The organism is Rhizobium sp. EC-SD404, from assembly GCF_902498825.1.
Taxonomy (GTDB): Bacteria; Pseudomonadota; Alphaproteobacteria; order Rhizobiales; family Rhizobiaceae; genus Georhizobium.
Window position 1 is genome coordinate 3,004,387 of record NZ_LR701459.1, and the last position, 23,060, is coordinate 3,027,446.

General features: G+C 63.3%; 19 protein-coding genes. 2 read left to right on the plus strand and 17 right to left on the minus strand.

The window, feature by feature from the left end:
• Positions 1–15: 15 nt before the first annotated feature.
• Positions 16–888: a 50S ribosomal protein L11 methyltransferase gene (locus GC125_RS15305; protein ID WP_151986434.1), complete on the plus strand. Its 873-nt coding sequence runs from the start codon at positions 16–18 to the stop codon at positions 886–888.
• Between the two features lie 94 nt (positions 889–982).
• Here the strand turns inward: GC125_RS15305 and GC125_RS20065 are convergent, their stop codons facing one another.
• Positions 983–1,156 (minus strand): hypothetical protein, encoded by a 174-nt coding sequence (locus GC125_RS20065; RefSeq protein ID WP_164527824.1) that lies wholly within the window; start codon positions 1,154–1,156, stop codon positions 983–985.
• Positions 1,157–1,354: 198 nt separating this feature from the next.
• On the opposite strand from GC125_RS20065, the gene GC125_RS15310 reads away from it, so the two are divergent.
• The gene (locus GC125_RS15310) at positions 1,355–3,184 is read left to right on the plus strand and encodes an aminopeptidase P family protein (protein ID WP_151986435.1); all 1,830 of its coding nucleotides are present in this window, start codon (positions 1,355–1,357) and stop codon (positions 3,182–3,184) included.
• Between the two features lie 105 nt (positions 3,185–3,289).
• Here GC125_RS15310 and GC125_RS15315 read toward each other — a convergent pair whose 3' ends face one another.
• The 16 genes from GC125_RS15315 to mraY all read right to left on the minus strand — a co-directional run bounded on the left by GC125_RS15315 (position 3,290) and on the right by mraY (position 23,043).
• Positions 3,290–3,592: an AzlD family protein gene (locus GC125_RS15315; RefSeq protein WP_151986436.1), complete on the minus strand. Its 303-nt coding sequence runs from the start codon at positions 3,590–3,592 to the stop codon at positions 3,290–3,292.
• Complete coding sequence (locus tag GC125_RS15320) at positions 3,592–4,326, minus strand: AzlC family ABC transporter permease (protein ID WP_151986437.1); 735 nt, start codon at positions 4,324–4,326, stop codon at positions 3,592–3,594. The genes GC125_RS15315 and GC125_RS15320 overlap by 1 nt, the downstream gene beginning before the upstream one ends.
• A 162-nt stretch (positions 4,327–4,488) precedes the next feature.
• Positions 4,489–6,618, minus strand: coding sequence for an NAD-dependent DNA ligase LigA (ligA, locus tag GC125_RS15325; protein WP_151986438.1), 2,130 nt, complete (start codon positions 6,616–6,618; stop codon positions 4,489–4,491).
• An 83-nt stretch (positions 6,619–6,701) separates the two neighbouring features.
• On the minus strand, positions 6,702–8,369 hold the full coding sequence (gene recN / locus GC125_RS15330; RefSeq protein WP_151986439.1) for a DNA repair protein RecN: 1,668 nt from the start codon (positions 8,367–8,369) through the stop codon (positions 6,702–6,704).
• Between the two features lie 93 nt (positions 8,370–8,462).
• Positions 8,463–9,335: an outer membrane protein assembly factor BamD gene (locus tag GC125_RS15335; protein WP_151986440.1), complete on the minus strand. Its 873-nt coding sequence runs from the start codon at positions 9,333–9,335 to the stop codon at positions 8,463–8,465.
• Positions 9,336–9,475: 140 nt separating this feature from the next.
• Entirely contained in the window at positions 9,476–10,429 is a 954-nt protein-coding gene (lpxC, locus tag GC125_RS15340) for a UDP-3-O-acyl-N-acetylglucosamine deacetylase (protein ID WP_151986441.1), read from the minus strand.
• A gap of 273 nt (positions 10,430–10,702) precedes the next feature.
• Positions 10,703–12,388: a cell division protein FtsZ gene (ftsZ, locus tag GC125_RS15345; RefSeq protein ID WP_151986442.1), complete on the minus strand. Its 1,686-nt coding sequence runs from the start codon at positions 12,386–12,388 to the stop codon at positions 10,703–10,705.
• Positions 12,389–12,441: 53 nt separating this feature from the next.
• Positions 12,442–13,767 (minus strand): cell division protein FtsA, encoded by a 1,326-nt coding sequence (ftsA, locus tag GC125_RS15350; protein ID WP_151986443.1) that lies wholly within the window; start codon positions 13,765–13,767, stop codon positions 12,442–12,444.
• Positions 13,764–14,690, minus strand: a complete 927-nt coding sequence (locus GC125_RS15355) for a cell division protein FtsQ/DivIB (RefSeq protein ID WP_199864601.1) — start codon at positions 14,688–14,690, stop codon at positions 13,764–13,766. Before GC125_RS15355 ends, ftsA begins: the two co-directional genes overlap by 4 nt.
• Positions 14,678–15,604: a D-alanine--D-alanine ligase gene (locus tag GC125_RS15360; RefSeq protein ID WP_151986445.1), complete on the minus strand. Its 927-nt coding sequence runs from the start codon at positions 15,602–15,604 to the stop codon at positions 14,678–14,680. The genes GC125_RS15355 and GC125_RS15360 overlap by 13 nt, the downstream gene beginning before the upstream one ends.
• A gap of 238 nt (positions 15,605–15,842) precedes the next feature.
• Positions 15,843–16,814 carry a UDP-N-acetylmuramate dehydrogenase gene (gene murB, locus GC125_RS15365; protein ID WP_502706064.1) on the minus strand — a complete coding sequence of 324 codons (972 nt, stop codon included), beginning with the start codon at positions 16,812–16,814 and terminating at the stop codon, positions 15,843–15,845.
• A complete protein-coding gene (murC, locus tag GC125_RS15370) occupies positions 16,814–18,226 on the minus strand; it encodes a UDP-N-acetylmuramate--L-alanine ligase (RefSeq protein WP_151986447.1) in 1,413 nt (470 codons plus the stop codon). Before murC ends, murB begins: the two co-directional genes overlap by 1 nt.
• Positions 18,223–19,341, minus strand: a complete 1,119-nt coding sequence (gene murG / locus GC125_RS15375) for an undecaprenyldiphospho-muramoylpentapeptide beta-N-acetylglucosaminyltransferase (RefSeq protein ID WP_151986448.1) — start codon at positions 19,339–19,341, stop codon at positions 18,223–18,225. Before murG ends, murC begins: the two co-directional genes overlap by 4 nt.
• Before the next feature lie 23 nt (positions 19,342–19,364).
• Entirely contained in the window at positions 19,365–20,522 is a 1,158-nt protein-coding gene (gene ftsW / locus GC125_RS15380) for a putative lipid II flippase FtsW (protein ID WP_151986449.1), read from the minus strand.
• Position 20,523: 1 nt separating this feature from the next.
• Positions 20,524–21,936: a UDP-N-acetylmuramoyl-L-alanine--D-glutamate ligase gene (gene murD, locus GC125_RS15385; protein WP_151986450.1), complete on the minus strand. Its 1,413-nt coding sequence runs from the start codon at positions 21,934–21,936 to the stop codon at positions 20,524–20,526.
• 3 nt (positions 21,937–21,939) lie between these two features.
• The gene (mraY, locus tag GC125_RS15390; protein WP_151986451.1) at positions 21,940–23,043 is read right to left on the minus strand and encodes a phospho-N-acetylmuramoyl-pentapeptide-transferase; all 1,104 of its coding nucleotides are present in this window, start codon (positions 23,041–23,043) and stop codon (positions 21,940–21,942) included.
• Positions 23,044–23,060: the final 17 nt, after the last annotated feature.

Here is a 23,060-nt window from a genome sequence, read left to right on the forward strand (position 1 = left end):
GGACGCAGGATCTTCATGTCGCAAAAGCGCCTATTCGTGAAAACGAGCGAAATCCAAGCTTCGCGCATCCTCGACATCCTCTCCAATGCCTTCGAAGAGGATGGCTTTCCGGTCGCCACGTCGGAAATCGATGAACGAGCGGGCATCTGGGAAGCATCGATCTACGCAGATGAAACCGAGATCGACGCCCTGCGCGATCGCGTGGCCGCCGTCCTCCTGCCCGACTTCGGCGCATTGACGATCGAGTACGAAGACGTCCCGGACATCGACTGGGTCCGCAAGTCTCTGGAAGGCTTGAAGCCCGTGCGCGCCGGGCGCTTTCTGGTGCATGGCTCGCATGATCGGGGCGCGATCAGGCCCGGAGACCTCCCGATCGAGATCGACGCCGGCCAGGCGTTCGGCACGGGCCATCACGGCACCACGTCCGGCTGCCTGGAAATGATCGACGAGGTCGTGCGGCGCAGGAAGCCGAAGCGCGCGCTCGATCTCGGGACCGGCAGCGGCGTTCTCGCCATCGCAGTCGCGCAGCTTTCAAATGCGCGTGTCGTCGCAACCGACATCGATCCAATCGCGGTGAAGATCGCGGCTGAAAATGCGCAGCTGAACGAAGTTGGAGCGCGCATCAAGATGCGCACGGCACCCGGCTTTCAAGCCCGGATTTTCAAAGACGAAGGCCCGTTCGACCTCATCGTCGCCAACATTCTGGCGAGACCGCTGATTTCGATGGCTCCGGAACTGGTGCGCCATCTCGCGCCAGGTGGCAGCGTGATCCTATCGGGCATTCTCGCAGAACAGCGCTGGAAAGTGCTGTCCGCCTATAACGGCCAAGCCCTCGCCCACAGAAAAACGTTGTGGCGCGAGGGCTGGGTCACTTTGCATTTGAGCTGAGGCCTGCCGGAGGCTCCGCCTTGTCCGAGCCGGAGCGTTTCCAGGTGAAATGGATACCGGTTCACCGTACGGAAACGCGCCAAAACACAAGGTCTTAGAACGGGAAGGAAGAGGAGCCTTCGCGAACCATGTCTTCACGGCGGCGACCAAGCGTCTTCAGCGTTTCGTCGTCGAACGAGAGCAGAGCGCCGTTGACGTAGCGGCGCACCTGGCGCTCACGAGCTTCGATGACGCGATCGAATGCAGTACGGAAAATGTTCTTGGCCATTTGTCGGTGTCCTTTGGTCCGGCGTTGCTTGGCCTCCCATGCTTCTCAAGATAGAGATTCGTTTCGGTTGTGGCAGGCCTCATGGCGCATGGGAGCCTTGCATTTATCGCAACTGCGAAATGGCCATGCTGCAACGCAATATTAACGATGGCCCGGTTTGCCAATTGGCGCCGGCCGTTTCAGGTCGAAGGTTGGACCATGTTTCAGAATTTCTCCGTGCTCTCGTCACCTGAAACCGGAAAGAATCGCGTCGCGAAACTGCGTGAAAAATTCGACGAGCACGGCATCGATGCCTTCATCATTCCGCGCGCCGATGAATTCCAGGGCGAATATGTGCCTGCCTCGGCTGCGCGCCTGCAGTGGCTGACGGGATTTACCGGCTCCGCTGGCTCCTGCGTCGTCACCCGGGAGGAAGCCTTCATCTTCGTCGACGGACGATACACGACGCAGGTTCGCATCCAGAGCGACATGAATGTCTTCCAGCCGATGGACCTCGTGGACAACCCGCCGCCGGAATGGATCATCGCCAACGCGCCTGCAGGCATGCGCATCGGCTACGACCCATGGCTTCACACGACGGGCGAGGTCGCGCGTCTCGAAAAGGCGGCAAAGTCGGCAGGCGCCACGCTCGTTGCCGTTTCGTCCAATCCGCTCGATGCGATTTGGGATGATCGTCCGGCCTTCCCGATGGGCCGTGTCTCGATCCAGTCCCGCGATCATGCCGGCAAGCTCGCGCGCGAAAAGATCGCCGAGATCGATGCCGCCGCGACTGCCAAGAAGGCTGACGCCTTCGTCATGACCGATCCGTCCTCCGTCGCCTGGACCTTCAACATTCGCGGCGCCGACGTACCGCACACGCCGCATCCCCTTGCCCGCGCGATCTTCAGGCCAGACCAGCGCCCGCAGCTCTTCGTCGATGACGCCAAGCTCGGCATCGAGGAGAAAGCCTATCTGACGCAGCTCTCGGATCTGATGGCGCCGGACAGCTTTGCCGCTGCGCTCCGCAGCCTTGGAAAAAGTGCCGCTAAGGTGCTCGTGGATCCGGCTCTGACGCCAAAGGCAATTGCCACGGCCATCACCGAAGCAGGCGGTCGGCTGGTAGAAGACTCAGATCCCGCCCGCCTGCCCCGCGCCGTCAAGAACGCGGTGGAGATCGCGGGATCGAAACGCGCCCACCTCGTCGACGGGGCCGCGATGGTGACGTTCCTCGCCTGGCTCGACCGCCAGCAGCCGGGTTCGCTCGACGAGATCACGGTGGCGAAGACCCTTGAGGCGACGCGCAGCCGAATCGGACAGAGCCACCAGTTGCCGCTGAAAGATGTTTCGTTCGAAACGATCTCCGGCGCCGGGCCGAATGGCGCGATCATCCATTACCGCGTCAACGAGCAGACCAATCGCAAGCTGCAGGCCGGCGACCTATTCCTGCTCGATTCCGGCGGGCAGTATGTGTCCGGCACGACGGATATTACCCGCACCGTGGCGATCGGCGCGCCGACGGACGAGATGCGGCGTTTCTTCACGCTGGTGCTCAAGGGCATGATCGCGATCTCGATCGCCCGCTTCCCGGAAAACACCAAGGGCAGCGAGCTCGATCCGCTTGCCCGCATCGCCCTGTGGAAGGCTGGGGCGGATTTCGGCCATGGCACCGGCCACGGCGTCGGGTCGTATCTGTCGGTGCACGAAGGCCCGCAATCGATCTCGCGGCGTGGCACGCAGGCCCTTCTACCTGGCATGATCTTGTCCAACGAGCCCGGCTACTACCGCGAGGGCGCGTTCGGCATCCGCATCGAGAACCTCATCTATGTCCATGAGCCTCGCGCGATCGAGGGTGGCGACAAACCGATGCTCGGCTTCGAAACGCTGACGCTCTGCCCCATCGACCGCAGGCTGGTCGAGCCAGCGCTCCTGACGGATGAGGAACGCGACTGGCTGGACGCCTACCACGCCCGCGTCCGCCATGAGCTCACACCGATGCTGGAAGGTGCGGAGGATCGCGCCTGGCTCGACGCAGCGACAGCGCCGCTCTGATCAGCCGGTCAGAGCGTTTCCAGGTGAAGTGGATTCCGGTTCACCGTTCGGAAACGCGCCAGATCAGAAACTTAATGTCATTGAGCTTATCGAAGAAAAGCGAAATCACATTAAAGCGCGCAGCGCCACGACTATCGCCGTGCCGATGAAGACGGTCGCCAGCATCGGCAGGCGCAGTCCGATCAGGATGGCGGCAGCCATCGTCAGGGCTTCTGCAGGGCCGTTGAAGACGGCAGCCGGCGCGAAGAGCGTCGTCAGGACGGCTGCCGGAACGGCGTTGAGCGCCGCCTCGACCCGAGGATGAAGCCGTTCGAAGCGTGACAGGATCAGATGGCCGCCGACGCGCGTCGCATAGGTGGCGAGCGCGGCCGCGAGGATGATCCAGAAGTTGACGCTGAAGCCGTCCATCACCGGGAAGCCTCCCTGCCGCCGGTGGCCTCGACGCTCTGTGGCGGCCTCGTATCCGCGATGATCGCGGCGACGGCGATGCCGATGATCGCGCCGATCGACACGTGCCAGGGCGAGCCGATGAAATGGAAGCCGGCGATCGACCCCAGCCCGCTGGCAAGCACGACCGGCAGCCAGTTCTTGCGCGACCGGAAACCGAGCACGAGCGCCATGAAGTAAAGCGGCAGAAGGAAGTCGATGCCGAATTCTTCCGGGTTTTCGATAAGGCCACCGAAGACGGCGCCGAGATACCCTTCCGCGACCCAGGAGACATAGACCGGCAAACCTATGCCTAGATACCAGGCGAAGGTCATCGACTTGCCGGCTTCGCTGCGCCGCTCGGTCTCGGCGTAAACCGGATCGATCAGCAGGAAGAAGGCGACCGCCTTTTGCCAGAACGAGAAATGGCTGATGCGACGGCCCACCGCTGCCGAATAAAGCACATGCCGGAAATTGACCGCGAAGATCGACAGCACGATCAGCCAGGGCGCGGCCGACCCGTCGAAAAGATCGATCCCGACCATCTGGCTCGCGCCCGCGTAGATCGTCGCGCTCATCAGCACCGCTTCGCCGACGCTCAGTCCGTTGTCCACGGCTAACGCTCCAAACAGGAGGCCGAAGGGAGCGGCGGCCACCACCACCGGCACGCATTGGCGCATGCCGGCGAGGAAATCGCGCTTGAACGAGACGGTCATGATGGTCCGATCGAGAATATCAGCGGGAGGCGAGGCTTCATCGGTGAACCCTCGAACGGCGCATAGCCGTGAGCATGCGCACTATCTTTCCGTCGCCACCGTCAAGTCAAATGAAAAGGCCTGACCCTAGCTTGCATATTTCTGATGACCGTCACCTGCAGATCAGGCACCGATCAGCTTGAACCAGCCATCTTCGTCGGTCGTCTCCACACCCAGCTCCTGCGCCTTTTTCAGCTTAGATCCGGCGCCCGGGCCCGCAACCAGCAGATCGGTTTTCTTGGAGACGGAGCCGGCGACTTTCGCACCGAGCCGTTCGGCCATCGCCTTCGCCTCGTCACGGGTCATCCGCTCCAGAGCACCCGTGAAGACCACCGTCTTGCCGGCAACCGGCGAATCGCTTTGCGGCTTCTCCGCCTCTTCGATGTCGAGCTCCGCGACGAGGGCATTGACCATCGCGACATTGTGCGCCTCGCCGAAAAAGCGGCCGACGGCGTCGATGACGGCGGGGCCGATATCGTCCAGCGCGTCCATCTCTTCGCGAGCCTGCGCGTCCCCGGCCGCGACCGCATGCGCCGCCTGCTGGAACCCGTCCCAGTCCCCGTAGGCCCGCGCGAGCGTCTTGGCGGTCGACTCACCCACATGCCTGATGCCGAGCGAGAAGATCAGCCGCTCGAGCGGGACCGTCCTGCGCGCCTCGATCGCATCGAACAGCTTCTGCGCAGAGGTGGCGCCATAGCCTTCGCGGTTCTTCAGCTTGCGCAGATCTTCCGCAGCGTCGCGGGCCTTGAGCGTAAAGATGTCAGCGGGCTGGCGCACGAACAGCGTCTCGTCGTCGAAGAAATATTCGATCTGCTTTTCGCCGAGCCCGTCGATATCGAACGCCTTGCGGGAAACGAAGTGCTTCAGGTGCTCCTTGCGCTGGTAGGGGCAGGCAAACTCGCCCGAGCAACGACGCACGACGCCCTCGACGCCGCCCGCCGTCTCTTCCCGCACGATCGACGTCTTGAGGTGGCAAGGGCAGATGGTTGGAAACTCGAATGCGACTGCGTCGTCGGGACTTTTTTCGACCCGCAGCACCTGGGGGATGACATCGCCGGCGCGCTGAATCTCGACCGTATCGCCGATCTTGACGCCGAGCCGCGTGATCTCCTCGGCATTGTGCAGGGTGGCATTCGTTACTACGACGCCGCCGACGGTGACCGGCTCGAGCCGTGCGACCGGCGTCAGCGCGCCGGTGCGGCCGACCTGGATGTCGATGGCGTTGAGGATCGTGAAGGCCTTCTCGGCCGGGAACTTGTGCGCGATCGCCCAGCGCGGCGAGCGCGAGACGAAGCCGAGGCGCTGTTGCAGCGCGATCTCGTCCACCTTGTAGACGACGCCGTCGATGTCGTAGGGCAGTTCGGCGCGCACCCGCTCTATGGCGTGATAGTGCTCCAGCAGGTCCTCGACGGTGGCGAGCCGTCGCATGAGATCGTTGGTGTGGAAGCCATAGTCGGCCAGTGTTTCGACCATGGAATACTGAGTATCGGCAGGCAGCCCCGGCAACACCTCGCCCCAGGCATAGGCGAAGAACTTGAGTGAGCGTTCCGCCGTCAGCGACGCATCGAGTTGGCGCAGCGACCCGGCAGCCGTGTTGCGCGGATTGACGTAGGTCTGCTTTCCGAGCTCCGCCTGGCGCTGATTGAGCGCGACGAAATCCTCGCGCGTCATATAGACCTCGCCGCGCACCTCCAGCACAGCCGGCGCGCCTTTCGGCAGCGTGACGGGGATGTCCTTGATCGTTCGGGCATTGGCCGTGACGTTTTCGCCGACGGCTCCATTGCCGCGGGTGGCGGCGGTGACCAGCTCGCCCTCTTCATAACGCAGGGAAAGTGACAGGCCATCGATCTTCGGCTCGGCCGTGAAAGCCAGTTCGGTGTCGGCACCGATCCGCAGGAAGCGCCGCACCCGCTCGACGAAGTCGGACACGTCCTCGTCCGAAAAGGCGTTGTCGAGCGACAGCATGCCGACGCGGTGGACGACCTTGCCGAAGCCCGATACCGCCTCCGCGCCCACCTTGTCGGAAGGCGCCTCGACGGGCTTGAGATGCGGAAAAGCAGCTTCGATTGCGAGATAGCGCTGCTTCAGCGCATCGTAATCCGCATCCGAGATGACCGGGGCGTCTTCCTGGTGATAGCGCTTGTCGTGCTCGGCAAGCTCGGCCGAGATGCTTTGGAGAAGTTCGGCAGCCTCGGTCTCATCCATCTTGTCGACCGGGGTCTTGCGGACATTCGGATCGAACGAGGTCGGCATCTGCTGGCGCTCCACTGACAGGTCTGGACGCCCATTCCATATGGCAGGTCAGGCCGCGAAAACAGCCCTCGGCGTCTCAAGCTTCAGGCGTTTTCCGACAGCAGGCGTGCCGCTGCCGCCCTCGCCTCGGTCGTCACGGTAGCGCCGGCCAGCATGCGAGCGATCTCCTCCTGGCGGCCATCTGCGTCGATTTCGGTGACGCGTGTCGCAACCGAATTCGAATCGTTCGGCCCCTTGGCGATGAGAAGATGCGTCGAAGCGCGCGCGGCCACCTGCGGCGCGTGCGTCACCGAAAGCACCTGGACCTGCCCGGCCAACCGGCGCAGGCGCTGGCCGATCGCATCGGCGACCGCACCACCTACGCCGGTATCGATCTCGTCGAACACGAGCGTCGGTGCCGATCCCCGGTCCGCCAGCGCCACCTTCAGCGCAAGCAGGAAGCGCGAAAGCTCACCACCGGAGGCCACCTTCATGATCGGACCGGCGCGCGTGCCCGGGTTGGTGCGCACCTGGAACTCGACACGATCGATACCGTCAGCCGTCGGCTTCTCCGGATCGCTGTCGACTTCGATAAGGAATTCGGCCCGCTCCAGCTTCAGGGCCGGCAGTTCGGCCATCACGGCAGCGGCAAGCGCCTTGGCCGTATGACCGCGCTTGTCGGACAGCGAGCGCGCGGCCGCATCGAAAAGCGCGCGGGTTTCCCCTACGGCTGCTTCGAGATGCTGCAATTTCTCCTCGCCAGCATCGAGATCGGCAAGATCATCCATCATACGCTGGGCAAGAGCCGGCAAATCAGAAACCGGCACATTGTGCTTGCGGGCAGCGGCGCGCAGCGCAAACAGGCGCTCTTCGGTCCGCTCCAGTTCGGCCGGATCGTAGTCCGCCTTCCGCATGGCGGCCTCGATGGCCATCTGCGCCTCGCCGAGCGCCGAAAGGGCCGTATCGAGCGCGAGCACGGTTTCTTCCAAAAGCCCCGGCGCTTCCTGGGCCTTGCGCTCCAGGCGCCGCACCAGTGAACTCAAGAGCGGCACCGGAGAGCCCTGCCCGGAAAGCACGTCCTCGGCTTCCTTGATGTCGCTGGCGATGCGCTCGGATTTCATCATGTCTGCCCGGCGACCGGCCAATTCGTCCTCCTCGCCGTCGAGAGGCGACAATTGATCGAGCTCGGCAAAGGCGGCGCGCAGATAATCCGCCTCGCGTGCCGCGGCCTCGACCTTGGCGCGATGGATATCGAGCGCCCGGACGGCATCGCGCCAGCGCCGATAAAGACCGGCAAGCGCTTCCGCCTCACTGCTTAACCCGCCGAACGCATCGAGAAGAAGACGGTGCCCATCTGTGTCGATCAGAGCTCGATCATCGTGCTGGCCGTGGATCTCGACGAGCAGACGGCCGATATCGCGCATGGTTGCGACGCTGGTCGGCTGGTCGTTGACGAAGACGCGCGTGCGGCCATCTGCACTCTGGATGCGCCGCAGGATCAGGTCGCCTTCGTCATCGAGGCCGCTATCCCTGACCAGCTGGCGCGCCGGGTGATCCTGTTCCACGTCAAAGACGGCAGTCACCTGACCGCGTTCGGCACCCTGGCGCACAAGGCTGCCATCGCCACGCGCACCGAGCGCGAGCGAAAGGGAGTCGAGAAGAATGGATTTTCCGGCGCCGGTTTCCCCGGTCAGCACGGACAGGCCGCGCTCGAAGTTCAGGTCGAGCCGCTCGATCAGAACGATATCGCGAATCGACAGCTGTGCCAGCATGAACCTTCGCTCAGGGGGTCGGGCGGGATGCGGATCAACGATCAGCAGACAAAGAACCCACCAAACCCTTCTTGGGCCGGTGGGTTCCGAAGATCAAGCGTCCGGGCCGAGGATCGCCGCACCGGCACGGGAAATCCACGAGCCGGAATTCTCGCGCGGCTGAAGCCCGCCGGTCTGCAGCAGTGCGTAGGAGTCCGCATACCACTGGCTGTCCGGATAGTTGTGGCCAAGCACTGCGGCGGCCGTCTGCGCTTCATCGGTCAGGCCGAGCGCATAATTGGCCTCGACGAGACGCGCGAGCGCTTCCTCGACCTGGCGCGTGTTGGGATAGCGCTCCACAACGTTGCGGAAGCGATTGATGGCGGCCACATACTCGCGGCGCTCGAGATAATAGCGGCCGACCTGCATTTCCTTGCCGGCGAGCTGGTCGCGCGCGAACCGGATCTTCGCCTGTGCGTCCTCGACATATTCGGAGTCGGGATAGCGATCGACCACCGTCTGCATCGCCTGAATGGCGCGCGCCGAGTCGCGCTGGTCCTGCGTCACGTCACGGATCTGGCGAAAATAGGCAAGACCGATGATGTACTGTGCATAAGCCGCATCCTCATCGCCCGGATATAGGCTCAGATAGCGGTTGGCGCCGTTCACTGCTTCATCGTAGTCGCCCTGGCGATACTTGACGAAGGAATTCATGACGAGCGCACGCCGCGCGAATTCCGAATAGGGATGCTGGCGATCGATCGCTTCGAATTTGCGTGCCGCCTCGGTCAGACGACCGCCCTGCAGGTTTGCAAGGCCCTGATTGTAAAGCACATCCGGCGGATCGACTTCACTTGCAAGCGCCGTGATGTCGATATCGGGCTCCGTCTGGCAGCCCGCAGCGACGCCCGCGACGGCGACCAAGAGACCAAGCGCCGCGCTTCTCGCAAGCGAGCTCCCGGACTGTTGCCGAACCTTGACTGTCATGCGCGCCAAAACCCTTTCAAGATGTCCAATACGAACCTTGGCCTTCTAGCGGCATTCGCCGCCAGCCTCAATGCCTGAGCCGGCCTGTAACTGTGCCGATAATGGCGCATTTTTGTGACGGGGGCGGCTGTAGGCCGCGTCTAATGCGCCCATGGCGCGAAAGAGGGGGAAACTGACACCAGATCGGCTCTGCGGAAGCGCTGTGCGCCGGCCGAAGGAGCTTCCACGATATCATAGGCGGACAAATCGTCGAGGAGCGCCTTGAGCGCGATGGCGTTGAGCTTGTGCCCGCCGCGATAGGAACGGAAGCATCCGATGATCGGCGCACCTGCCAGTGCCAGATCGCCGACGGCATCCAGCGTCTTGTGCCGCACGAACTCGTCGGAATAACGCAGGCCTTCGGCATTGATGACGCTGTCGTCATCGGAAACGACCACGGCGTTCTCGAGAGATGCGCCCAGCGCGAAACCGGCTGCCCACAGCTTTTCGACGTCACGCATGAAGCCGAATGTCCGCGAACGTGCGAGTTCCGCGCGGAAAATGCCGGCAGTGATGTCCCCTGCCCAGACCTGACGGCCGATCGCGGCGCTGTCGAAGTCGATCGTCACTTCGTAGCGTGTCGTTTCATGCGGCAGGAACTCGCCCCAGGATCCACCCATCTCCACGCGCACAGGCTTGCGCACTCGGATGAAGCGGCGGCGTGCCTCCAATTGGACGATGCCCGCCTCGTCGATGGCTTCGACGAATGCGCGGGCCGAGCCGTCCATGATCGGCATCTCAGCGCCGTCGACTTCGATGATGATGTTGTCCACATCGAGGGCGGCAATGGCTGCCATCACATGCTCGATCGTGCCGATGGTCGCACCGCTCGCGCTGCCGATGACGGTGCAGAGATCGGTGGCAACGACTTTGGAAGACACGGCGCGAATGTCTTCGCGGCGACCGTCGGAGAAGACGCGGCGAAAGACCACGCCGCTGTCGATGTCACCCGGGTGGAGACGAACCGCGACTTCGGCGCCGCTGTGGACACCAATGCCCGAAAGCGAGACGCGGTGCGCAATGGTGGTCTGGTTGCCGGAAGAAATTGAGATCATAAAATTGCCCGCTGCGTTTCGCGATCGATCCCGTTGCGGCTCGATCGTCTGTATTCCCAAGGGCATTCACGCAGTTCGAACGTTCGTCAGCCCCAGCCTCCCGGTGGATGCGGAAGATACGGGCGGGGCTCAAACCGGCAAAATCACGGATTCTTTCGAAGTCTTACAAGCATGAGTTCGAAAGTTCGCTTGTGTTTTCCGTAACTTGCGGGCTGAAGACCTCCCGGCAGCATCGAACGGAGATGCCGCCGGGAGGCAATATTGTGGCGCGACTCAGTTGGCCTGGCGGCGCAGGAAGGCCGGAATTTCCAGCTGGTCGTCATCCTGGGAAACACGCTTTGCCTGAACCGCACGGCCCTGGTCGTCGAGCTGGCCACGACGCGGCGCGTAGAGGCTAGCCTCAGGCGACAGGTTGCGGCGTTCTTCGGCGACAGGCGCACGGGGCGCCGCACGCGGTGCTTCCTCTTCGTCGCGGCGGCCGAGGCTGTTCGACAGGCGCTTCAGAAGGCCCATCGGACCACGCTCGTCGGCAGCAGGCTCGGTGCGTGGAGCCTGGCGATGCTCCATCTCGGCCTGGACGACGGGCGGAAAGTCTTCGACCCGCGGCATGCGTGCAGACTCGACTGGAGCCATTGCCTCCGGAGCCGGCGCCTCGACGGGACGCGGCGTCGGCGGGACGTGATATCCAGCCATCGGGCGCGGTGCCGGAGCTTCGGGCTGCTGCGCATTCGCGAACAAGCGGCTTTGCGGCACGAAGTCGTCTGCCGCAGCAATCGGCTCGATGCGCAGTTCGCGCTCGATTTCGGCTTCCGCAGTCTTCAGCGAGGCTGCGAGCGTCTGCTCGGACACGGTTTCGCGAACCGGTGCGGGCTGAAGCTGGACAGGAGCCGGAGCTGCTGCGCGCGGAGCGATCGGCTGGGCGGCCTGCGGAGCGGCGACGCGCTGGGCAGGACGGACTTCCTGGCGCTGCTGGCCACCGCCGATTTCAGCCGCAGCCTTGTCGATGCCGGTGGCCACGACGGAGACGCGGATGAGACCTTCGAGTTCTTCGTCGAACGTCGCGCCGAGGATGATGTTGGCATCCGGGTCGACTTCTTCGCGGATACGGGTCGCTGCCTCGTCCACTTCGAACAGCGTCATGTCGCGGCCGCCGGTGATCGAGATCAGCAGGCCCTGTGCGCCCTTCATGGAGGTTTCGTCGAGCAGCGGGTTGGCGATCGCAGCTTCGGCAGCGGCCATTGCGCGGCCTTCGCCCGATGCTTCACCCGTGCCCATCATCGCCTTGCCCATCTCGCGCATCACCGAACGAACGTCGGCGAAGTCGAGGTTGATGAGGCCTTCCTTGACCATGAGGTCGGTGATGCAGGCAACGCCCGAATAAAGCACCTGGTCGGCCATGCCGAAAGCGTCTGCGAAGGTCGTCTTTTCGTTGGCGATCCGGAACAGGTTCTGGTTCGGGATGACGATCAGGGTATCGACGCAAGCCTGAAGCTCTTCGATGCCGGCATCAGCCACGCGCATGCGGCGGCCGCCTTCGAAGTGGAAGGGCTTGGTGACGACGCCGACGGTCAGGATGCCCTTCTGGCGGGCGGCCTGCGCGACGACGGGTGCCGCACCGGTACCGGTGCCGCCGCCCATGCCTGCGGTGACGAAGCACATATGCGTTCCGTTGAGATGATCGACGATCTCGTCGATGCACTCTTCAGCAGCAGCGCGGCCGACTTCCGGACGCGAACCTGCGCCGAGGCCTTCGGTGACTGCAACGCCCATCTGGATGATGCGCGTGGCCTTGGTCATCGACAGCGCCTGCGCGTCGGTGTTGGCGACGACGAAGTCGACGCCTTCAAGGCCTGCATTGATCATGTTGTTGACGGCATTGCCGCCGCCGCCGCCGACACCGAAAACGGTGATCCGTGGCTTCAGCTCGGTGATGTCCGGCTTCTGCAATTTGATGGTCATGGCACCCGATCCTTTCCGTTTTCGGCCAAACGCCGCTTTGGCCAAAGCCCTGATTAAAAACTTTCTTTAAGCCACCGCCCCATGCGGGCGATCGTGCCTGTTCCTTCGCCGACAAAGCCGGCCCTGCCGGAAGCGTGGTCTTCGAGACCTGCAACCTGCGGATAAATCATCAGCCCCACCGCGGTGGAGAAGGCCGGGCCCTTGGCCGCCGCGGGCAGACCCGCGACCCCCATGGGCCGACCGATTCGGACATTGCGGGCGAGGATGCGTCTTGCCACGTCCGCCATTCCCGTCAGCTGGCTTGCGCCACCTGTCAAAACGATGCGCTTGCCGACCGCGCCGCTATGGCCGGATTTCTGCAGGCGATCGCGAATCATTTCCAAGGTTTCCTCTACCCGCGCCCGTACGATCTTGACGACTAGAGCACGCGGAACCTGCGTGGGCATGTCGCGTTCGTCGTCGCCGATCGGAGGAATGGTCACCACATCACGGTCGTCGGTGGAGGTGGTGACGGCCGAGCCGTGCACGACCTTGAGCCGCTCGGCATCTTCGACCCGTGTCGAAAGACCACGCGCAAGGTCCATCGTCACGTGATGGCCGCCGAGCGCGATGGCATCGACATGAACAAGCCGACCCTCGGAAAACAATGAAATGGTGGTCGTGCCCCCGCCGAGGTCGATGGTGACGCAGCCCATTTCAGCCTCGTCGTCGACCAGCGCAGCAAGCCCGCTCGCATAGGGCGTCGCGACCATGGCTTCGACGGAGAGGTGAGCCCGGTTGATACAAAGCTCGAGATTGCGCAGCGGTGCGCGTTCGGCCGACAGGATGTGCATGTCGACCGACAGACGATCGCCGAACATGCCCGTCGGGTCTTCGATGCCGCGCTCGCCATCGAGCGTGAAAAGAGTCGGAAGCGAATGGATGACGCCGCGATCGGCAAGCGCCGACTTCTGCGCTGCGGCAGAGAGAACCTTCCGCAGATCGGCGGAATTGACTTCGTGCCCACCGAGATCGATCGAACCGGAATAGGTATCGCTCTTCAGCCGGCCTGCCGAAACGTTGACGATCAGCGATTCGACCGTCAGCCCGGCCATCCGCTCGGCAGCGTCGACCGCGAGCCTGACCGCGCCCTCGACGGCGTCGAGATCGGCGATCACGCCTGCCTTCATGCCGCGGGACTTCTGGTGGCCGATACCGACAATTTCTATCCGGTGCGTGCGGCCCGGCAGAAGCTGGCTCTCCGTACGCGGCGTCAGCCGGCCGATCATGCACACGACCTTGGACGACCCGATGTCGAGCACCGAGACCGTGGTCGTACGCTTTGCCGAAAGCGGACGCATGCGCGGGACACCGAAGGAGCTGGACCCGAAGATGCTCATGTACGCCGCTCCATAGCCTTCAATGCCTTGCTGCGCTCTTCCCAAGCGGCCTGCCGGCGCTCGAGCGCATCCGGCGTCAGGCGGATGGCGATACGATCGGACAACCGAAGATCCACCGCGGCGATATCGCGCGACAGAATCTCTTCGGTACGGTCGAGTTCGGCGAGCGTCGCCAATGCTTCCTTGGTGCCGCGCTCGGGAAGTCGAGCCACGATGCCGTTGCGGAAATACAGGTCCCAGCGGCGCTCCGCGACGCGGACGGCAGCGCGCATGCGGCCTTTCAGATCGGGATGATCCGACAGCATCTTGTCGAAACCGGCAGCGCCTGAATCGGCGCCGAGCCCGACGAACAGCGGCAGCGTGTTGAAGCGCGCATCGTTCATCGGAATGATGATGTTGCCGTTCCGCTCGATCAGGAACAGATCCTTGCCGTTCTGCCAGATGCCGAAGGCCTGCCGTTCCTTGATCTCGACCGTCACGCCGTCCGGGTAGACCTTGCGAACCTGAGCGTCCCGAACCCATGGAAGCTCCAGGAGAGCCGTTCGTGCATCAGCCGCATTCATGGCCATGACCGACGTCGCGCCATCGAGGCCGAGCGTGGTGAGAATGTCGATCTCGGATGTCTGGATGTTGCCTTCGACGCTGACATTGTCGATCGCGAAGCCGAGGGCGGCCGTGCCGTCATTGACGACCGCAGGGCCGTGTCCGCCGACGACCGTTCCGTAAACGATTGCCGAGCTGAGGAAAGCCAGCGCGAGAACCGATCCCAGATGACGAGGGATCGCAAGCTCTTCAAGCGCAGGCGATTCGAGATAGCGCACCACCCGGCGAAATGGGCGCGGCAGTACCGGAACGACACGGGCCGACGCAGCCGCAACCGCCGCCGAACTCCTCCACGCACGTTTACCGATCAACGCAAACAAGATGCGTCCTCCACCATCCAGGCCAAGAATTCGCCGAAGTCATGCCCTGCATGCTGGGCGAGCTCGGGCACCAGCGAGGTTGGTGTCATTCCCGGTTGAGTGTTGACCTCCAACCAGATGACCTCGCCCTCTTCGGAAAATCGGTCGTCGTAACGGAAGTCTGATCGACTGACGCCGCGACACCCGATTGCCCTGTGTGCCTTGAGCGCCAATGTCTGTATTTTTTGGTAAATATTTGGTGAAATTTTTGCCGGGTACTCGTGTTTTGATCCACCAGGTACGTATTTGGAATCATAATCGTAGAAGGTGTGGCCCTGCGGGATGATTTCGATGACCCCAAGCGCCACATCACCCATCACGGCACAGGTCAACTCGCGCCCTTCGATGAATCGCTCGACCATGATTCGGTCGCCATATTTCCACTCCGACGAACCGATCACCTGCGGAGGATGCGTCTGCCCCTCACGCACGATGACGACCCCGAAGCTCGATCCTTCGCTGACCGGCTTCACCACATAGGGTGGCTTCATCGGGTGGTTCGAGCCGATTTCCCGGCGGTCCATCACGCGAGATTCGGCCACTGGCACGCCACCGGCCTTCGCCACCTTTTTGGCCTGGTCCTTGTCCATGGCGAGTGCGGAGGCGAGCACGCCGGAATGGGTATACGGGATCTGCAAATATTCGAGGATGCCCTGGATGGTTCCGTCCTCGCCGAAAGGCCCGTGAAGGGCATTGAAGACGACGTCGGGCTTCAGCTCATGGAGAACGCTTGCAACGTCTCGATCGACGTCGATGCGGGTCACGCGATAGCCGACGCCTTCGAGCGCATCCGCACAGGCGGCGCCCGACGACAGGCTGACCGGGCGCTCCGAGGAGAACCCGCCCATAAGAACGGCCACGTGGCCTTTCGACATACTGATCCCCTCTGATCATCCCTCTAAGCACAGGACGCACCGAAGCCACGCGCGACAAGGCAGCCGGCCCCGGACCAGCAAACCTTGGCGACGTCATGTCGCGACTCAGTGAACGAATGTGCTTGATACCAAGGAATCAGAACGGGGATTCCGTGACAACCCCAGATGGACGCCCCTGGAATCACATGTGATTTCAAAGGGGCTGAGGCCGAAGGTCGGAGACCGAGAAATTCAGGGTCTAAACGGAGCCGAGAAAGGGCTGAACGGCCCGGCCGCCAGCGAATTCGCCGAGGCGACGGATTTCCCAATGCAGACGCACACCGCTCGTTTCGGCAACACGCGCGCGGACGGTCTCGCCCAAAAATTCGAGGTCGTAGCCGCTCGCCTGCCCGGTGTTGATCATAAAATTGCAGTGCATCGGCGACATCTGCGCGCCGCCGATCGTCAGACCACGACAGCCTGCCCGGTCGATTTCCTTCCAGGCCGACGAATCCGGCGGGTTCTTGAAGGTCGAGCCACCGGTCTTTTCGCGGATCGGCTGCACCGTCTCACGGTGATGCTGGACCGCGTCCATCTCCGAACGGATCACCGCCTGGTCGGCCGCGTAACCCTCGAAGATCGCATGGGTGAAGATCAAATCGTCGGCAGCCCCGCTGTGGCGATAGCTGTAGCCCATGTCCGCATTGTTCAGCACATGGATAGTGCCCTGCCGATCCAGCGCATGGACTTCGACGACGCGGTCCTTGGTCTCCACGCCGTTGGCGCCCGCATTCATCCTGAGTGCGCCGCCGATGCCGCCCGGTATGCCGTGGTAGAAATGCAGGCCACCGATCGAAGCATCGAGCGCCGCTGCGGCGACGCGCTTGTCGGGCGAGGCCGCACCCGCTTTCAGCCGCGTCTCGCCCACCTGTTCGATGTCACCGAAGCCCTTGGCAGACAGTCGCACGACGGCGCCGCGAATGCCGCCATCGCGCACCAAGAGGTTCGAGCCGATGCCGACGACCATCAGTGGCACGTCTTCGGGCAGCGCCTTCAGGAACGCGGCAAGGTCGTCACGATCGGCAGGCTGAAACAAGAGATCGGCCGTGCCGCCGGCCCGAAACCAGGTGATCTTGTCCATTGGTGCATCGGGGGTGATGCGCCCGCGAAGGCCATCGAAAGCCGGGCCGAGGGAGTCCAGAAGTTTCGCACCGTATTGTGGCTGCTGCATCATGCGTCTCCGGACAATGCTGCGAGCTCACCTCCGAGCGCGGCCGCCCAATAGGTGATGGATCCTGCGCCGAGGCAGACCACATAGTCGCCCTGCGAAGCCGTCGCCGCAACGATGGCCGCCAGCTCGCCCGGCGCCTCGATCAGGCGCACGTCGCGGTGCCCGCCGGCCTTCATGCGCTGTGCCAGATGCGCCGAATCGATGCCCTCTATCGGTTGCTCGCCAGCCGTGTAGACCGGAGCGAGGATGACCGTGTCGGCATCGTTGAAACATGCGGCGAAATCGTCGAAGAGGCTCGCCAGGCGCGTGTAGCGGTGCGGCTGGACGATGGCGACGATGCGACCGTCACACGCGTCCCTGGCCGCTCTGAGCACTGCCTTGATCTCGACCGGGTGATGCCCGTAATCGTCGAAGATCTCCACGCCCTTCCAGCTGCCCACATGGGTGAAGCGCCGCTTCACGCCGCCGAAGGAGCCAAGTCCGGTCTTGATCTGCTCCGGCGAGACACCGAGTTCGATCGCGACGGCGATCGCGGCTGTGGCGTTGGATACGTTGTGGCGGCCGGGCATCGGAAGACGCAGGTCGCGAATGTCGATAGTCTCGCCGGTCTTGCGACGGCGAATGAGAACGTCGAACACCGAGACCGGGCCGTCCATGCGATGGTTGAAAAAGCGCACATCGGCTTGAGGGTTCTCGCCATAGGTGACGACGCGGCGATCCTCGATCTTGCCGACGAGCGACTGCACTTCCGGATGATCCAGGCACATGACGCCGAAACCATAGAACGGCACGTTCTCGACGAACTGCGCGAAGGCCGCGCGAACCGCATCGAACGAGCCGTAATGATCGAGATGTTCGGGATCGATGTTGGTGACCACGGCGACGTCGGCGGGCAGCTTGAGGAAGGTGCCGTCGCTCTCGTCGGCTTCCACCACCATCCAGTCGCCTGCCCCCATGCGGGCATTGGTGCCATAGGCGTTGATGATGCCGCCATTGATGACAGTCGGGTCGAGATTGCCGGCGTCGAGCAAGGCGGCAACCATCGATGTCGTCGTCGTCTTGCCGTGCGTACCGCCGATCGCGACCGCATTGCGGAAGCGCATCAGCTCGGCGAGCATCTCGGCGCGGCGGACGATCGGCAGCAGCTTTTCTCGCGCCGCAACCAGTTCCGGGTTGTCCTTGCGGATCGCCGTCGACACCACAAGCACCTCGGCATCGCCGAGATTTTCGGCCGCGTGACCGACGCTGACCGGAATGCCTTTCTTGCGCAGGCGCTCCACATTGGCGCTTTCCGACTGGTCGGACCCCTGCACGCTGTAGCCAAGCGTATGAAGCGCTTCTGCAATACCGCTCATGCCAATGCCGCCGATGCCGACGAAATGGACGAGGCCGATGGTCTGCGGCATCTTCATGCGCGGTTTTCCTTGAATTTCCCGATGCTCATGCGGCCCGCAATAGCCTCTGCAAGATCGGCGAGCAAGGCGGCGGCATTCGGCCGCCCGGTCGCCTTGGCACTAGCAGCCGTTGCGGCAAGCCTGTCAGGCTCGTTCATGGCGTTTGCGATCAGGCCGGTTAGACGCGGCTGGTCGAGCGCTGATTGGTGAATGACCTCGGCACCGCCCTTCGCCATCAGGGCGGCCGCGTTGGCGGCCTGGTCGTGGTCAAGCGCGTGCGGATACGGAACGAGGATGGCCGGTCGACCGATGACGGCAAGCTCCGACACGGTCGACGCGCCCGAGCGGCTGATGACGAGATGCGCGGCAGCGATGCGCGCCGCCATGTCGGAGAAGAACGGCGAGACCTCTGCCGTGATGCCAAGCGCCCGGTAGGCCGCAACGACCTGGTCCGCATCCTCCGCCCGCGCCTGCTGGGTGATCGTCAGCCGTGCGCGCAGATCCGGTGCGAGCTTCTCGATGGCGGCTGGCAGCGCTTCGCCGAAGAAGCTCGCGCCCTGGCTGCCGCCGAAGATGACGAGATTGAAGGGTTCACCAGATCCGGACGGCGCATAGGGCACGTGCGACGCGTCTATCACGGCAGGGCGGACGGGATTGCCCGTCGTGACGGTCCGCGCCGAATGCGGCCCCTCTTCCGGAAGGAAGCCGCCTGCGATCGCATCGACCCGCGGCGCGAGCAGCCGGTTGGCCCGGCCCATCACCGCATTCTGCTCATGGATCAGTGTCGGCGCACCGAGCCGCGTGGCAGCGTAGACCGGAGGCAGTGTCGGATAGCCTCCGAAACCGATCACAGCCGCCGGCTTCAACCGGTTGATCAGACGCTTGGCTTCGCCGACGCCCTTAACCAGCGTGATGACCGACTTTGCGACGTCGATCGGATTGCGCGAACCGATCGTCGCGGAGCGAACCACATGCACCGCATCCGCTGGAAACTGTCCTGCGAACCGTTCAGCGCGGGTGTCGGTCACGAGGTCGGCCCGGTGACCCCGGCGTCTCAGCTCATGAGCGAGCGCTTCGGCTGGAAAAAGATGTCCCCCGGTTCCCCCGGCCGAAAGCAGAAACAGTTTGCTCAAGAAGCGATCCCTTCAGGTCTTTGCTATTCGGCCGGCACGCGGAAGCCGAAATCACCGAACAGGCTGCGTTCGGATGAGCGTTTTTCCGGCCTGCGCCGCGTGAGCGCCAATAGGAAGCCGACGGAGATCGCCACCGCGATCATCGACGAGCCGCCATAGGAGATCAGAGGCAGGGTCATGCCCTTGGCCGGTGCGAGCTCGAGATTGACCGAAATGTTGATCAGCGATTGCAGCCCGATCAGGAGCACGAGGCCGGAGATCGCGAGCCGGGTGAAGTCATCGCGCTCGCGGCTCGCATGGGTGAGACCACGCAGCACGATGAAGGCGAAGATGACGACCAGCACCATGCAGAAGATGATGCCGAACTCTTCGGCCGCCACCGCGAAGATGAAGTCCGTATGGCTGTCGGGCAGGATCCGTTTGATGGTGCCCTCGCCCGGACCGCGACCAAACCAGTCGCCGCGAATGATGGCTTCGCGGGCAGTATCGACCTGGTAGGTGTCGCCCTCGCCCGTCAGGAAGCGATCGATGCGGCCCTGAACGTGCGGAAATGCCGTATAGGCGCCCAGAATGCCGCCGACGCCGACGACGCCGAACAGGATGATCCAGAACCAGGGCATCCCGGCCATGAAGAACATGCCGCCCCAAATCGCAGCCACCAGGATCGTCTGCCCTAGGTCAGGCTGCGCCAGCAAAAGTGCGGAAATGACGACAAAAAGGATGATGGCGAAGAGATTGCCAGGGATCTCGGGCTGGCGGCTGTGCTCGGAGAACAGCCAGGCGCACAGGATGACGAAGGCCGGCTTCATGAACTCCGACGGCTGGATCGATATGCCTGCAAGCGCAATCCAGCGGCGCGAGCCCTTTACTTCCACGCCGATGAAGAGCGCCAGCACCATCATCAGCGTCGCTATGCCGAAGATGAAAAGCGCTGCCCGCCGAACCTGTCTCGGCGTCAGGAAGGAGACGCCGATCATTACGGCCAGCGTCGGAAGCAGGAACACCGCATGACGCTTCACGAAATAGAAGCTCTCCAGCCCGATGCGCTCGGCGACGGCCGGGCTGGCGGCGAAAGACAGCATGAATCCGAGCGCCATCAGGAGGACGAACGCGATCAGGAACACGCGGTCGATCGTCCAGAACCAGTCGGCAACAAGTCCCCGTTCCGCTCGGCTTACCATCTCAGTCGCTCTCCTTGGCGAAAGGCACCAGCATCTCGACACCGTCGAGACCAGCTACGGCCGCAACGAAGGCATCGCCGCGCACCTCGAAATTTCTGTACTGATCGAAACTTGCGCAAGCCGGGCTGAGCAGCACGACCGGCGCGCCGGCAGAATTCTCCGCGGCGTCGCGTGCGGCATGAAGAACGGCGAGGTCGAGCGTGCCGGATATCTCATACGGCACGGCTTCACCCAGCGTAGCGGCGAAATCGGGCGCTGCCTCACCGATCAGATAGGCCTTGGATATCCGGCTGAAGAACGGCTGCAGTGATGTGATACCACCCGCCTTCGGCAGGCCGCCCAAAATCCAGTGGATGTCGGTGAAGCTCGAGAGCGCCGGTGCGGCCGCATCCGCATTGGTTGCTTTGGAATCGTTGACGAATACGACCGCGCCACGACGGCCGACCGGCTGCATGCGATGCTTGAGGCCTGGGAAGGTGCGGATGCCGGCTTCGATCTCTGCCTCGGTCAGGCCGACGGCGAGGCAAGCGGCGATGGCAGCCGCCGCGTTCTGTGCGTTGTGTGCACCCTTCAGCGTCGGGTGACCGGCAAGATCGACGACCGTGCGTTCCCCTGCGCTGCCCGCCTGTACGATGCGGCTCGACTGCGCAAACAGGCCATCGGCGAGCGCACGCTCCTTCGAGATTCGCACGAGCTTTGACCCGGACGTCCCGATCCGGTCTGCAATGGCCGTCGAGAAATCGTCGTCGACACCGACGATCGCAACGTCGGAACCGGCCAGGAGCCGTTCCTTGATCGCCGCGTAGTTGTCCATGCCGCCATGTCGATCGAGGTGATCCGGCGACAGATTGAGAAGGATGCCAGCCGTGGGATCGAGGCTGGGCGCAAGATCGATCTGATAGGAGGAGCATTCGACGACGAAAAAGCGGTCCGCCGCGGGCGGGTCGAGCGACAGCACGGCCGTGCCGATATTGCCGCCAAGCTGCGTGTCGCGGCCGGCGGCGCCGAGAATATGCGCGATCAGTGCCGTCGTCGTGGATTTGCCGTTCGTGCCGGTGATGGCGATGAAAGGCGCATCGGGCTGGGTCGCGCGGCGTTCGCGGCAGAAGATTTCGATATCGCCGATGATCTCGACCCCGGCCTGGCGGGCAAGGTCCACGCTCCAGTGCGGCTTCGGATGGGTGAGTGGAACGCCGGGCGAGAGCACGAAGTAAGCGATTTCGGACCAGTCGATCTCGCGCAAATCACCCGTGATGATGCCCTCATCGCGTGCCCGCTGCACCGATTCCGGATTGTCATCCCACGCAACGAGATTGGCGCCGCCGGCGACGAGGGCGCGGGCAGTGACGATGCCCGAGCCGCCGAGACCGAACAGTGCAACCTTCTGATCGTTGAATGTGGTGGCCGCGATCATGGCTCAGCGCAACTTCAGCGTTGCAAGGCCGACGAGGGCCAGAATGATGGCGATGATCCAGAACCGCACGACGACCTGGCTTTCGGTCCAGCCCTTCTTCTCGAAATGATGGTGGATCGGCGCCATGAGGAAGACGCGCTTGCCGGTAAGCTTGAACACGCCGACCTGGATCATGACCGACAGCGCCTCCATGACGAAGAGGCCGCCGATGATCGCCATGACGATCTCGTGCTTGGTGGCGACTGCCACCGTGCCGATCAGTCCGCCGAGTGCGAGCGATCCCGTGTCGCCCATGAAAATGGCGGCGGGCGGCGCGTTGAACCAGAGAAAGCCGAGCCCCGCCCCGATGACCGCGCCGAGCACGACGGCAAGCTCACCGGTGCCGGGCACGAAATTGATTTGCAGATAGTCGGAGAACATCGCGTTGCCGGTAAGATAGGCAATCACGCCGAAGGCGCCTGCCGCGATCATCACCGGGCCGATGGCGAGCCCGTCGAGGCCGTCGGTCAGGTTCACCGCATTGCCGGCGCCCACGATCACGAACGCGCCGAAGACGATGAAGAAGAGCCCGAGATCGAGGAAGAAATCCTTGAAGAACGGAAAGGCGAGCGATGAGCCGAAGGTCAGGCTGTCGGCGGCGGTCGATGCGAGCGTCGTGCGCATGATGAAGTAGACCGCGATGCCGGCGATGACGAACTCTATGCCGAGGCGCGCCTTGCCCGAGAACCCCATATGCGACTGCTTCGTCACCTTCAGGTAGTCGTCGTAGAAGCCGATGGCACCGAAGCCGATCGTCACGATCAGCGTCACGAGCACGTAGATCGACGACAGGTCCGCCCAGAGCAGCGATGCCCCGATAATGCCCGAAAGGATCATCAGCCCGCCCATGGTGGGCGTGCCGGCTTTCTTGAAGTGCGTCTGCGGTCCGTCAGCACGGATCGGCTGCCCGCGACCCTGGCGGATGCGGAGCGATGCGATGATTCGCGGTCCGAACAGGAAGACGATCAGCGCCGAGGTGAAGAGCGACCCACCCGTTCTGAACGTTATGTAGCGGAAAAGATTGAAGACTTGCAGTTCATCCGCCAGTCCTACAAGCCACATCAGCATGGGGGTGTCGTCCTTTG